Origin of the sequence: Pseudonocardia adelaidensis, assembly GCF_039543345.1 — a bacterium.
GTDB lineage: Bacteria > Actinomycetota > Actinomycetes > Mycobacteriales > Pseudonocardiaceae > Pseudonocardia > Pseudonocardia adelaidensis.
Map to the genome: position 1 here is coordinate 42,551 of NZ_BAABJO010000018.1, position 13,308 is coordinate 55,858.

The following is a 13,308-nucleotide window of genomic DNA, read 5'->3' on the forward strand; positions in this document are numbered from 1 at the left end:
TCCTCGTGTTCGTGGGCTTCTCAGACGACGTGCCGGTCGCGCAGCGCGGCGATCTCGCCGTCGGTGCGCCCGAGCTCGCGCAGGATCGCGTCGGTGTGCGCGCCGAGCGCGGGGACCGGCCCCATCACCGGGTCGACGCCCGCGATGTCGACCGGCGGGCGCAGCGCGGCGATCGTCCCGCCCGGCACGTCGACCGGCCGCCAGCGCTCGCGCTTCTCGAGCACCGGGTGGTCGAGGAAGTCGCGCACCTGGTTCAGGCGGGCGTTGGCGATGCCCGCCTCGTCGAGAAGGGCCGAGGCCGCATCCATGTCCAGGTCGGCCAGCCTGGCTTCGATCAGCGCGTTCAGCTCGCCGCGGTGCTCGACGCGGGCCGAGTTGGTGACGAACCGCGGGTCGTCGGCGAGGTCGGGGTCGTCGAGCACGACGGTGCACAGGGAGCGCCACTCCCGGTCGTTCTGCAGCCCGAGCACGACGGCGCCGTCGGCGGTGGCGACCGGGCCGTACGGCGCGATGGTGGCGTGATCGGCACCGCTGCGGGCGGGCTGGCGGCCGCCGTAGGCGGTGTAGTTGGCCGGGGACCCCATCCACTCGGCGAGCGCCTCGAACAGCGACACCTCCACCGCGGAGACCTCGCCGGTGGTGGCGCGCCGCAGCAGCGCAGTGAGGATCCCGGAGTAGGCGTACATGCCCGCCGCGATGTCGGCGATGGAGATGCCGACCCTGGCCGTGTGCTCGGGTGTTCCGGTGAGCGCCAGCACCCCGGTCTCGGCCTGCACCAGCAGGTCGTAGGCCTTCCGCCCGGCCCACGGACCGTCGGTGCCCCACCCGGACACCGTGCACGGGATCACCCGCGGGTGCGTCCGGGCGAGGTTCGCCGCGTCGACGCCGAGCCGCCCCGCTGCGCCCGGGCCGAGGTTCTGCACCAGCACGTCGGCGCGGCCGAGCAGCTCGTCGAGGACGGCCCGGCCCTCGGGGGCCTTCACGTCCAGGGTGAGGGACTCCTTGGAGCGGTTGAGCCACACGAAGTAGCTCGAGTTGCCGTGCACCGACTCGTCGTAGCCACGGGCGAAGTCGCCGCCGTCGGGACGCTCGATCTTGATGACCCGCGCGCCGAGGTCGGCGAGCTGGCGGGTGGCGAACGGGGCGGCCACCGCCTGCTCGAGGCTGACGACGGTGATCCCCTGCAGCGGCGGCGTCATGCGAGGCCGACCCTCGCCGTGAGGGACGGGGCGGCACCCTGCGCGGCGACGACCACCTCGGCCTCCGAGCCCTGCACGCTGCCCGCGCCCACGATCCGCGCCGGGGCGAACGCGGGCCGGACCAGCCGGTACTCGACGGAGCGGACGGCGCGCTCGGGGGCGTGCCGGCGCGGGAGCTCCAGCGCGAGGAGTGCGAGCAGCGGGCCGTGCACCACGAGCCCCGGGTACCCCTCGGCTCCCGTGGCGTACGGCTCGTCGTAGTGGATCCGGTGCCCGTTGTAGGTCAAGGCGCTGAACCGGAAGAGCAGCACCGGATCGGTGGTGAGCTCCAGCCGCCACGCCCCCTCGGGCTCGGGGCGATCGGTCTCGGGCGGTGGCAACGCGCGCGGGGGTGTGCCCGCCGGCTCGGAGCGGTAGACGATGTCCTGCTCCTCGACCCCGACCGGCGCACCGTCGGCGAACAGCTCGGTCCGGACGGTCACGAATGCCATCTCGCCGCTGCGGCCGGTCTTCACGGTGACGTCGGAGACGGTGGCGCGGCTCGACAGCTCCGCTCCGAGCGGGATCGGCGCGTCCTGGCGCAGCCGGCCGCCCGCGAACATCCGGCGCCGCCCCGGGATCGGCGGCAGGAACGGTGCATCGGCCGGATGGCCGTCGGCGCCGGTGTTCGAGCCCGCGAAATGGTCCAGGAGCACGAACCAGTGCCAGAGCGGGGGCAGCAGCGCGGGCCGCGGTGCGTCGAGCAGGTCCGCGAAGGCCTCCGCGAACCACGGGTCGGCCCGCCTCGCCATCTCGACCGGGGCGGGCCGCCAGCCCTCCAGCGCGTCGGCCAGTGACACCTGCGCGACATCGCGGTTCATTGCTCCATCATGCGCGGTGATCCCGGCATGGGTGAAATACTGGTTCGTGATGGGGGGATGCGGCCCCGGCATGAGGAGGCGCACCACCGTGGAACTCAGACAGCTCACGGCCCTGGTCACGGTCGCCGAGGTCGGCAGCGTCACCGGGGCGGCGAAACTGTTGCACGTGGTGCAGCCCGCGGTCACGCGCCAGATCCGCCTCCTCGAGCAGGAGTTCGGGCTCCCGCTGTTCGAGCGGACCCGGCAGGGGATGGTCCCGACGCCCGCCGCCGAGGTGCTGATCATGCGCGCACGCCGCGCCCTCGACGAGCTGGAGCGGGCACGGGCGGAGCTGCGGCCCGAACCCGGCGAGGTCACCGGCATCGTGAGCGTGGGCCTGCTGGAGAGCGTCCTCGACATCCTCGCCCAGCCGCTCACCGACGCCGTGGCGGAGCGCCACCCCGGCATCGAGCTGCGGCTGTTCACCGGCTACTCCGGCCACCTCCAACACTGGCTCGACACCGGCGAGGTCGACCTCTCGCTGCTCTACAACCTGAGCGACACGCCGTCGCTGTCGGTGGTGCCGCTGCTGCGGGAGCAGCTCTGGGCGGTGGCGCCACCCGACGCCGGGCTCGTCGCGGGCTCCCCCGTCCCGTGGGCCACCGTGCTCGCCCACCCGCTCGTCCTGCCGGTGAGCGGGCACGGGCTGCGCGCGCTCATCGACCGGGCCCGCTCCGCCGTCCCGGTGGAGCCGCGGGTCGTCGTCCAGACCAACTCGATGCTCCTGCAGAAGAACCTCGTCCTCGCCGGGCACGGCTGGACGGTGCTCCCGGCCGCAGGCGTCGCGGCGGACGTCGCCGCAGGCCGCCTGTCCGGCGCCCCGCTGACCGCGCCGGACGTGGAGCGCTCGGTGGTGCTCGGGCTGCAGCGCCGCAGCAGGCTGCTCGCACCGGTCGACGCCGTCTCGTCGGCGCTCACCCGGCTGGTCCGCGAGCTGGTGGGCTCGGCTGTGTGGCCGTCCGCGCGGCCCACCGGTCGCGTCTAGGGTCGCCCCATGGCCGAGGGGATCAACAGCGCGCGGATCGACAGCACGGCGGGCGACGAGGACATCGCACGGCTCCTGTGGGCGGCGCAACGGACGGCGACCCCGCTCTCCCACCCCTCGGCGCCCGGCCTCGACATCGCCGCCGGTCACGCGGTGCAGGCCGCGGGCCTGGCGCTGCGCACGGCGGCAGGCGAGCGCGTCGGCGGGCGGAAGGTGGGGCTCACCTCGCGCGCGGCTCAGCAGGCGATGTCCGCGCACGAACCGGTCAGTGGGTACCTGCCGGCGTCGACGATCGGCGCGGCGGCACCGGAGTTCGACTGCGCAGGGCTGGTGGCGCCGCGGGTCGAGGTCGAGATCGCGTTCCTGCTGGTCCGCGACCTCGACGGGCCGGATGTGACGGCCGCGCAGGTCAGGGCGGCGTCCGCGCACCTGGCGCTCGCCTTCGAGGTCGTCGACAGCCGGTGGGCGGGCGGCCCGCCCGGTGTCGGCGCCCTGCTCGCGGACGACGTGAGCGCCGCGGCGGTGATCGTCGGCGCCGAGGCCGACCCCGCCGCCGACCTGACCGGTCTGCGCGTCACGGGACACGTCGGGGACGTGCGCGTCGACGGGGACGCGGGCAACGTCATGGGCGACCCGGCCCGCGCCGTGGCCTGGCTGTGCGCCGACCTGCACCGGCGCGGTGACGGCCTGCGGGCGGGCGACCTCGTCCTGAGCGGGGCGCTGTGCGGCCCCACGCCGGTGCGACCCGGCGATGCCGTCGAAGCCGACTTCGGCGATCTCGGCTCGCTGGCGACGGTGTTCGTCACCGGATAGCCACCTGCCCGATCGCCGCCCTTGACTCTGCTGAACACAGACCTGTATACAGCTCGGTGTGCTGCAGCGAGTACCGGCTTCCGCCGGAAGGACCGTCCCCACCCCGGCCCCGTCCCCATCGAGGGGACGGCGATGACCGGGACCGGGGGCACCACGCGCGCGCACCAGGTCTACGAGGTGCTGCGCACGAGCATCGTCGACCTCGAACGACCGCCCGGGGCCCGGCTGAGCGAGAACCGGGTGGCCGCCGACCTGGGGGTGAGCCGGACACCGGTGCGGGAGGCGCTGCAGCGGCTCAACGAGGAGCGCTTCGTCGTCCGTGACGAACGAGGCAGCTTCGTCGTCGCCGGCGTGACTCACGGCGACGTCGACGGGTTGTGCGACCTGCTCGAGCTGGTGGACTCCTACCTGTTCGGCCGGGCGGCCGCGGTCGCCGGTCCGGCGGCCGCCGAGCTCACCGCGATCGCACAGCGGCTGCGCGCGGCCGCCGACGGGCCCGATCTGGACGCGTGGTCGACGGCCGACGGCCGGTTCCACGAGCTCGTCAACGAGCTGGCCGGGAACGAGTGGGCCACCCAGGTGGCCAGGACGACGCGGTCCCGGCTGCACCGCTTCTGGCTGAACCACGAGGCCCGGAGGCAGCGGCTGCGCGACTGCAGCGACGAGCACGTCGAGCTCGCGAGCGCCCTCGCGGAAGGCGACGCGGACCGCGCCACGCGTCTGGTGCGTGGGCACGTGGGACACATGCGCGAGAGCCTGCACGGCCTGCTCGACGCGGCTTCCCCGTTCCTCGGTGGTGCCGGCCGATGACGGTGCTCCTCGGCATCGACCTCGGCCAGACCTCGGCCAAGGTCACCGCTCTGACGCTCGACGGAGCGGTCGCGGGCTCGGCAGCAGCGGACTATCCGGTGTCCCACCCCGCGCCGGGAGCGGCCGAGCAGGACCCGGACGACTGGGTGGCGGCGGTCGGGACGGCGTGCCACGGGCTGTGGTCCGGCGGCGTCGCTCCGAGCGAGGTCGCCGCGGTAGGCCTCAGCTCGGCGACGCACCACGGGGTGCTGCTCGGCGACGACCTGCGCCCGTTGCGGCCGTGCATCCTGCTGACCGACGGCCGCTCGGCCCCGCAGGCCGCGGCACTGGAACGCGAGGCGGGCGAGCTCATCCTGCAGCGCGGCCGGAACCCGGTGTCGCCGACCTGGACGTTGCCGCAGCTGCGCTGGATCGCCGAGACCGAGCCCGCGACATGGGCGGCGCTGCGCACGCTCGTGTTCGCCAAGGACGTCGTGCGGCTCGCGCTCACCGGATCGCTGGCGACCGACCGCATCGACGCCGAGGGCAGCCTGTTGCTCGACGCGAACGCAGGGCGGTGGGACCCGGATCTCCTCTCGCTGGCCGGGCTGCGACCCGACCAGCTCCCCGAGATCTGCGAGCCGACCGACGTCACCGGCGTGGTCGACGCGCGCGGATCCGCCCTCACCGGGATCCCGTCCGGCGTGCCCGTCGTGGCCGGGGCGTCCGACACCGCCGCGGAGGGCTACGCGGCCGGGGCCGTGCACCCCGGCGCGGCCGTGGTGAAGATCGCGACCGCGGGCAACGTGAACGTGATGGTCGACCGGCCGCAGGTCGGGCGCCAGTGGCTCACCTACAGCCACCCGGTGCCGGGTCTCGCGTACCACTGCCAGGCCACCAACTCCGCGGCGACGTCGCTGGGCTGGTGGCAGCGGGTGTGCGGGGTCGGGTTCGACGAGCTGCTCGCCGAGGCGGACCTCGCACGGCCCGGTAGCGGCGGCGTGCTGTTCCACCCCTACCTGCTGGGCGAGCGCAGCCCGGTGTGGGACCCGAACGTGCGCGCCTGCTTCACCGGCGCGTCCGCGACGACGACCCGCGGCGACCTCACCCGCGCCGTCCTCGAGGGCGTCGCGCTCTCCCTCGCCGAGTGCGTGCAGCGCTACGCCGCAGCCGGCATTTCCATCGCCACGGCCCGCGTGCTCGGCGGCGGCGCCCGCACCGCCGTGTGGCGCCGGATCGCCGCGGACGTCCTCGGGATCCCGCTCGTGCAGCCGTCGCTCACCGACGCCTCGGCCGGAGCCGCCCTGCTCGCCGGCGCCGGAGCGGGCCTGCTACCCGACCTGACCTCGGTGCCCGAATCGTTGGCGCCGACGGCGGAACACCACCCAGACCTGCGCCGGCACGAGGGCTACCAGGAGCTGCTCGCCCTCTACGTCGAGACCCGCGAACGCACCGCCGATCTCGTGCCGAAGCTCGCGGGCATCGACTACGGAACCGTCACCAGTACGGACATGGCTACGAAGGGAACCGCGTGACACCGGAGCAGAGCCGCCGCGCCTTTCGGCAGCGGGCCCTCGTCCACGAGTTGGGCCGCGTCGTCGGGCACGACCACGTGAGCACCGAACGGACGGCGCTCCAGGAGCAGGCCGCGGACTGGTCGTGGACCGCGCGGGCCCTCCTGCACCACGACCTCCCGCTGCCCACGGCCGACGTACTGGCGGCCCCGGCGAACGCCGCGCAGGTCGCCCGGGTGCTGCAGATCGCCTACGACCACGGCGCACCCGTGGTTCCCCGTGGTGGGGGTTCGGGGACCCAGGGCGGGACGTTCGCCCCCTACGGCGGTATCGCCCTCGACCTGCGCAGGCTCGCCACGATCGAGTCGATCGACACCGACAGCCTCACCGTCACCGCTGGTGCCGGGATCGACGGCGCCGTCCTCGAGGAGGCGGTGAACGAGAAGGGCCTCACGCTGGCCCACTACCCCGGCAGCGCCCACCGCGGCGCGACGCTCGGCGGCTACCTCGCCGCCCGGGGTTCCGGGGTGGCGTCCACGAAGTACGGCAAGGCCGAGGACATGGCGCTGTCGGTGGAGGCCGCGCTCCCGCCCGGACGTCTGGTGCGCACCCCGGCCACCCCGAATCACGCGGCGGGGCCCGGGCTGCTCCCGTTGCTCATCGGTTCCGAGGGCACGCTCGGGGTGATCACCGAGGCCACGATGCGCCTGGATCCGCTGCCCGAGGAGCGGCGGTTCCTGACGTTCGCGTTCCCGACGGTCGACCACGGCCTGCGCGCGGCCCGCGAGGTGATGGTGGCGCGCTGGCGGCCCGCGGTGATGCGCCTGTACGACCCCGCGGGCGCCGCGCACCTCGGCGGCGTCGTGGACCTCGGGGTCGACGGCGTCGTCCTGATGGTGGTCTGCGACGGGGACCGCCGCCTGGTGGAGCTGGAGAGCGAGGCGATCGGGGAGGTCGTCCGCGCGGCGGGCGGCACCGACCTCGGGCCCGACCCCGCCCGCACCTGGTGGGAGGACCGCGAGGCCCCGCACACCGTCGGGAACGCCCCGAGGCCCCCGATGATCTACGGCACCACCGATGCGTGCTGCACGTTCGATCGACTGCCGGAGCTGTACCGCCGCAAGAAGGAGGCGGTCGAGCGCGACCTCGGTGCGCGCTACACGGCGCACTTCTCCCACTGGTACCCGTGGGGGGCGATGATCTACGACCGGTTCTACGTGGACGAGCCGCCCGCGGACCCGGCCGAGGCCCTCGCGCTGCACGACCGGATCTGGGACACGCTGACCGCGATCAACCTCGACGCCGGTGCCGTCCTCAACGACCACCACGGCGTCGGCCTCAAGCTCGGCCGGTTCATGCGGGACCAGTACGGCGAGGGTTTCGAGGTACTCGCCGGAATCCGCCGCAGCATCGACCCGCGCGGGCTGATGAACCCGGGGAAGCTCGGGTTCCCCGCGCCCGACCTGGCGGAGGGTGTCTGAGTTGGACGCGATCGTCTACCTCGAACCCGACCGGATCGCGACGCTCCCGGACGACGCCGACCTGCTCCGGGCCGAACGCCGCGGCACCGGCGTGGGCGACGTCGTGATCGACGTCGCGTACACCGGCATCTGCGGGACCGACCTCCTGGTCTGGCACGGCGGGCTGACCCGCGTGGTCCCCCCGGTCGTGCTGGGGCACGAGTTCGTCGGCCGCATCGCCGACCCGGGCGGCAGCGGGCTCCCCGTGGGCACCCCGGTCGCGGTGGAGCCCCTCCTGTCCTGCGGCGAGTGCTGGGCCTGCCGGCACGACGCCCGGCACGTCTGCCGGCGGCTGCGGCTGATCGGTGTCGACGTCGACGGCGGGGCCGCGGCCCGGGTCCGGGTTCCGGCCGGTGCGCTGCACCCGCTACCCCGCGACGCGGACCTGCGGACGTTCGCCCTGACCGAGCCGACCGCGGTGGCGGTGCACATGGTCCACCGGGCCGCGCTCGAACCCGGCCAGCACGTCGTCGTCCTCGGCGGCGGCCCGATCGGCGCGCTCGTCGCGCTCGTCGCCACCCATCGCGGCGCGGGCAGCCTGACCGTGTCCGAGCCGAACGACGCCCGCCGGGCGCTGCTCACCGGGCTGGGCGTCCACACCGTCCGCCCCGACGAGCTCGCCGAAGTGGTGGCCGCGCGGACCGGCGGTGAGGGCGCCGACCTGACGTTCGACGTCACCGGGCACCCGTCCGCGATCGCGGTGGCGCCCGAGATCACCCGGGTGCGCGGCACGATCCTCGTCGGCGGCTTGTTCCACGAGCCGCCCGCGGTGCCGTTGCAGGTGGTCACCCTGCGGGAGCAGATCCTCGTCGGGGCGCGCGTCTACACCTCGGCGCACGTGGACGAGGCCATCGCGCTGCTCGCCGAGGGCGCCGTCCCCGCGGCCTCCCTCATCACCCACGAAGTCGCCATCGCCGACGCGGAGCTCGGCGCGTACCGGATGCTCGACCAGGACCGCTCCGCGATGAAGATCCTGCTGCGCATCAACCCCTGACCGACCCCTGATCGATCCCCGCCGCCCACCGAACGGAGCAGACGCATGTCCTCAACGGAGTCGACACGCGCCACGATCGAACGTCCTCGCAGCGTCCGCGACGTGCTGCGCGCCGTCGCCGGAGCCTCGGTCGGCAACGCCGTCGAGTGGTTCGACTACTCGATGTACGGCTACCTCTCGGCCTCGATCGCCGTCGTCTTCTTCCCCTCCGAGAACCCGACGACGGCGATGCTCGCCACGTTCGCGGCCTTCGCCGTGTCGTTCGTCATCCGGCCGGTCGGCGGGCTGTTCTTCGGGTCGATGGGTGACCGCATCGGCAGGCGGAACACGCTGGCCATCGTCGTGCTACTGATCAGCGGGTCGACGTTCGCTGTCGGGTTGCTGCCCGGCTACGCCGTGATCGGCGTCGCCGCGCCGATCCTGCTGATCACACTGCGGCTGTTGCAGGGCTTCTCGGCCGGTGGCGAGGTCGCGGGGTCGACGGCGTTCCTCGCCGAGTACGCGCCCGTGGCGCGCCGCGGGTTCGTCGTCAGCTTCCAGAACATCTCGGCGTTCCTCGGCGCCCTCGCCGGCTCCTCGCTCGTCACCGCGCTCGTCGCGGGCCTCGGCACCGAGGTCCTCAACAGCTGGGCGTGGCGCATCCCGTTCCTCGTCGCCGGCCCGCTCGGACTCGCCGCGCTCTACCTGCGGCTCAAGCTGGAGGACACGCCGGCGTTCCGCGACCTGCAGGAGACGGGGGAGGTCTCGTCGGCACCGCTGCGGGAGAGCGTGCGCGGCAACGTCCCGAACATCGCGCGGACGTTCGCGCTCGCCGTGATGCACAACATGCCCTTCTACATCATCCTGACCTACCTGCCGACGTACCTCGTCGGGCGCGACGACCTGCCCGGCGGCGGCCCGTACCTCGCGGCGAGCGTGGCCCTGGTGACCGCGGTCCTCGTGCTCCCCGCGGCCGGGGCGCTCTCCGACCGGATCGGGAGGCGCCCGGTGGCCGCCGGGGCGGCGATCGGCTACCTGCTGCTCGCCTACCCGATCTTCATGCTGATGAGCGGCGGCAACCTGCTCGGCGTGCTCGTCGGGCAGGTGATCCTCGGGCTGCTCTTCGGGGTCTACGGCAGCGCCCCGTTCTCGATGATGGTGGAGTTGTTCCCGACGCGGACCCGCTACAGCGCGGTCGCGATCGGCTACAACCTCGCGGCCGCTGCCTTCGGCGGCACCGCTCCCCTCGTCTGCGCGCTGATCGTCGACTGGACCGGCGACGACCGGTCGCCCGCCTTCTACCTCATGGCGGCGACGGTCCTGGCGATCGTGGCGATCTTCACCGCGCCCGAGACGGCGCGCACCCGGCTCCGCTGAACCGCGGGCATCCGACAGGAGGGCATCACGTGCTCGAACAGGGACTCAAGGGGCGGCTCGCCCTCGTCACGGGCGCCGGACGGGGCCTCGGCCACGCCATCGCCGAGGCGTTCGCCGAGCGCGGAGCGCTCGTGCTCGCCGGCGACGTCAGCCCACCGGTGGCGCTCCCGGACCGCCTCGACCCGATCGGCCCGCGGGTCGAGGCGATCCCCCTCGACGTCACCGACGAGGCCTCGGTGCGCGCGGCGGTTCAGCTCGTCGTCGCGTCGGGCATGGGGATCGACGTGCTGGTGAACAACGCCGGGATCATGTACAAGGCGCCGGTCGAGGAGACGGACCTGGAGAGCTGGCGCCGGGTCCTCGACGTCAACCTGACCGGGGCGCAGCTGTGCACCAAGCACGTCGTGCCGGTCATGAAGCGGCACGGCCGCGGCCGCATCATCTCCATCGCCTCGATGACCGCGGCCATCGGGATGGAGACCTACAGCGCCTACTCCGCCAGCAAGGCCGCCCTGGTGAACCTCACCAAGGTGTGGGCGGCCGAGCTGGCCACGGCGGGGATCACCGCGAACGCGATCTGCCCGGGGTGGGTCGACACGCCCATGGCCGCCGACGCGTTCGTCGCCCACCTGGCGCGGATCCACGGCACCTCCCCCGACGAGGCGCGCGAACGGCTGCTCGCCCGCGTGCCGCAGCACCGCTTCCTCGACCCGCGGGAGATCGCCCACACCGCGTTGTTCCTCGCCGACGACCTCGCGGCCGGCATCAGCGGCGAGGCCATCCACGTCGACACGGGCCTCGTGGCCACGTTCGCCGCGGGCCTGCACCGCCCCGCAGGGTAGAGGTGCGTCAGGAGCCCGGGCGCCAGCGCTGGTGCCCGTCGGCGGCCTGCCGCCGGATGAGCTCCAGCCGCGGCTTCGGCCCGTCGGTGCGGCCGGTCTGGGGCTTGCGCCGGCCTGCCCGCCACGGGTCCGGCCACACGGCGCCCGGCCCGTCGTAGTCCTGCTCGACGGCGGCGTGCAGCGTCCAGTTCGGGTCGTACAGGTGGGCGCGGCCCACGGCGCACAGGTCGGCGCGGCCGGACAGGATGATCGTGTTCACGTCGTCGGGCGAGGAGATGACGCCCACCGCGATCGTGGGGACCTTCAGCACGTTGCGGATCGCGTCGGCGAAGGGGGTCTGGTAGGAGCGGCCGAAGGCCGGGCGCTCGTCCGGCGTGACCTGCCCGGTGGACACGTCGATCGCGGACGCCCCGGCCTGTTCGAAGGCGCGGACGACCTCCAGCGTATCGTCGAGGGTGATGCCGTCCTCGACCCAGTCGGTGGCGGAGATCCGGACGGTCATGGGCCGGTCAGCGGGCCAGACCTCGCGCATCGCGGTGAAGACCTCGAGGGGGAACCGCAGGCGATTCTCGATCGGGCCGCCGTACTCGTCGGTGCGCCGGTTCGTCACCGGTGAGAGGAACGACGACAGCAGGTAGCCGTGGGCGCAGTGCAGCTCGACGAGGTCGAAGCCGGCGCGCGCGCCCCGCTCGGTGGCCGCGACGAAGTCGGCGACGATCGCGCCCATGCCGGCCCGGTCGAGCGCCTTCGGCACCTGGTTGACGCCCGCGCGGTAGGGCCGCTCCGACGGGCCGACGACCGGCCAGTTCCCGGAGTCCAGTGGCTGGTCGATGCCCTCCCACATCAGCTTCGTGGAGCCCTTGGGGCCGGAGTGCCCGAGCTGCAGGCCGATCTTGGCCTGGGACGAGGAGTGGACGAAGTCGGTGACGCGCCGCCAGGCGTCGCCCTGCTCGTCGGTCCACAGGCCGGTGCAGCCGGGGGTGATCCGTCCCTCCGGCGAGACGCAGACCATCTCCGTCATCACCAGGCCTGCGCCGCCGAGCGCCTTGCCGCCGAGGTGGACGAGGTGGAAGTCGGTGGGCACGCCGTCGACGGCCACGTACATGTCCATCGGCGACACGACGACGCGGTTGACCAGCTCCAGCCCGCCGAGCCGGAACGGGTGGAACATCGGCGGCCGTGGTTCGCCCCCATCGGCGAACCAGGCGTCGACGTCCGCGACGAACTGGGGGTCGCGCAGCCGGAGGTTGTCGTAGGTGACGCGGCGGCTGCGCGTGAGGATGTTGAACGCGAACTGCAGCGGCGGCTGGTGGACGTACTGCCCGAGGTTCTCGAACCACTCCAGGCTCGCCTGCGCGGCCCGCTGGGTCGACTCCACCACGGGCCTGCGCTCGGCCTCGTAGGCGGCGAGGGCGGCCGGGACGTCGGGGTTCTCGTGCAGGCACGCGGCCAGTGCCAGCGCGTCCTCCATCGCCAGCTTCGTGCCGGAGCCGATCGAGAAGTGGGCGGTGTGGGCGGCGTCGCCGAGCAGCACCACGTTGTCGTGGCACCAGCGCGCGTTGCGCACCGTGGTGAAGCTGATCCACCGCGAGTTGTTCGCGAGCACCCGCCCACCGGCGAGGACGTCGGCGAAGATCTCGCGCACGGCCTCGACCGATCGCACGTCCGACTCGCCCGGCGCCAGGTCGAGCGCCTCGCTCGCCTGGAAGCCCGCGCGGCGCCACACGTCGTCGTGCATCTCGACGATGAACGTGCTGCCGTGCTCGTCGAACGGGTAGCCGTGCATCTGCATGACGCCGTGCTCGGTCTCGCGGACGTCGAAGGTGAACGCCTCGAAGACCGTGTCGGTGCCCAGCCACATGTAGCGGCACCGGCGGACGTCGAGGCTCGGGCCGAACCGGTCGGCGTACTTGGTGCGCACGGCCGAGTTCAGCCCGTCGCTCGCGACGACGAGGTCGTGGCCCTGCCGCAGCTGCTCCACGTCGGGCGCCTCGGTGGAGAAGCGCACGTCGACGCCGAGATCGCGGCAGCGTTCCTGCAGGATCTGGAGCAGGCGCTTGCGGCCCATCGCGGCGAAGCCGTGGCCGCCGCTGGTGATCGTCTTCCCGCGGAAGTGGACGTCGATGTCGTCCCAGCGGGCGAACTCCTCCTGCATGGCCGCGTGCACCACCGGGTCGGCGTGCTCGATGCCGCCGAGCGTCTCGTCGGAGAACACGACCCCGAAGCCGAACGTGTCGTCGGCGGCGTTGCGCTCCCAGACCGTGATCTCGTGGTCGACCCCCTCGAGGGAGCCGAGCTGCTTCGCCAGCGCCGCGAAGTACAGGCCGCCGGGGCCGCCACCGATGACTGCGATGCGCACAGCCCTTAGTATATTGTTTGTTTGACGCCCGTTGTCAA

Annotated in this window: 11 protein-coding genes; 8 read left to right on the forward strand and 3 right to left on the reverse strand. The window is 73.5% G+C overall.

Annotated elements, in window-relative coordinates:
- Window positions 1–20: 20 nt before the first annotated feature.
- Together ABEA81_RS23205 and ABEA81_RS23210 are read right to left on the reverse strand one after the other, a co-directional pair.
- Window positions 21–1,199: a CaiB/BaiF CoA transferase family protein gene (locus ABEA81_RS23205; RefSeq protein ID WP_345607408.1), complete on the reverse strand. Its 1,179-nt coding sequence runs from the start codon at window positions 1,197–1,199 to the stop codon at window positions 21–23.
- Window positions 1,196–2,059: an HTD2 family dehydratase gene (locus ABEA81_RS23210; RefSeq protein WP_345607409.1), complete on the reverse strand. Its 864-nt coding sequence runs from the start codon at window positions 2,057–2,059 to the stop codon at window positions 1,196–1,198. The genes ABEA81_RS23205 and ABEA81_RS23210 overlap by 4 nt, the downstream gene beginning before the upstream one ends.
- Window positions 2,060–2,147: 88 nt before the next feature.
- Between ABEA81_RS23210 and ABEA81_RS23215 the strand changes: the two genes are divergently transcribed.
- From ABEA81_RS23215 to ABEA81_RS23250, 8 genes are all read left to right on the forward strand, one after another.
- Window positions 2,148–3,083, forward strand: coding sequence for a LysR family transcriptional regulator (locus ABEA81_RS23215; protein WP_345607410.1), 936 nt, complete (start codon window positions 2,148–2,150; stop codon window positions 3,081–3,083).
- A 9-nt stretch (window positions 3,084–3,092) separates the two neighbouring features.
- Entirely contained in the window at window positions 3,093–3,896 is an 804-nt protein-coding gene (locus tag ABEA81_RS23220) for a 2-keto-4-pentenoate hydratase (RefSeq protein ID WP_345607411.1), read from the forward strand.
- Window positions 3,897–4,028: 132 nt separating this feature from the next.
- On the forward strand, window positions 4,029–4,706 hold the full coding sequence (locus ABEA81_RS23225; RefSeq protein WP_345607412.1) for a GntR family transcriptional regulator: 678 nt from the start codon (window positions 4,029–4,031) through the stop codon (window positions 4,704–4,706).
- Window positions 4,703–6,220 carry a xylulokinase gene (locus ABEA81_RS23230; protein WP_345607413.1) on the forward strand — a complete coding sequence of 506 codons (1,518 nt, stop codon included), beginning with the start codon at window positions 4,703–4,705 and terminating at the stop codon, window positions 6,218–6,220. Before ABEA81_RS23225 ends, ABEA81_RS23230 begins: the two co-directional genes overlap by 4 nt.
- Window positions 6,217–7,680 (forward strand): FAD-binding oxidoreductase, encoded by a 1,464-nt coding sequence (locus tag ABEA81_RS23235; protein ID WP_345607414.1) that lies wholly within the window; start codon window positions 6,217–6,219, stop codon window positions 7,678–7,680. The genes ABEA81_RS23230 and ABEA81_RS23235 overlap by 4 nt, the downstream gene beginning before the upstream one ends.
- Window position 7,681: 1 nt before the next feature.
- Window positions 7,682–8,713, forward strand: coding sequence for a zinc-dependent alcohol dehydrogenase (locus ABEA81_RS23240; protein ID WP_345607415.1), 1,032 nt, complete (start codon window positions 7,682–7,684; stop codon window positions 8,711–8,713).
- A gap of 45 nt (window positions 8,714–8,758) precedes the next feature.
- The gene (locus ABEA81_RS23245) at window positions 8,759–10,069 is read left to right on the forward strand and encodes an MFS transporter (RefSeq protein ID WP_345607416.1); all 1,311 of its coding nucleotides are present in this window, start codon (window positions 8,759–8,761) and stop codon (window positions 10,067–10,069) included.
- A gap of 29 nt (window positions 10,070–10,098) precedes the next feature.
- Complete coding sequence (locus ABEA81_RS23250; protein ID WP_345607417.1) at window positions 10,099–10,911, forward strand: SDR family NAD(P)-dependent oxidoreductase; 813 nt, start codon at window positions 10,099–10,101, stop codon at window positions 10,909–10,911.
- A 7-nt stretch (window positions 10,912–10,918) separates the two neighbouring features.
- Here the strand turns inward: ABEA81_RS23250 and ABEA81_RS23255 are convergent, their stop codons facing one another.
- Window positions 10,919–13,270, reverse strand: a complete 2,352-nt coding sequence (locus tag ABEA81_RS23255) for a bifunctional salicylyl-CoA 5-hydroxylase/oxidoreductase (RefSeq protein WP_345607418.1) — start codon at window positions 13,268–13,270, stop codon at window positions 10,919–10,921.
- Window positions 13,271–13,308: the final 38 nt, after the last annotated feature.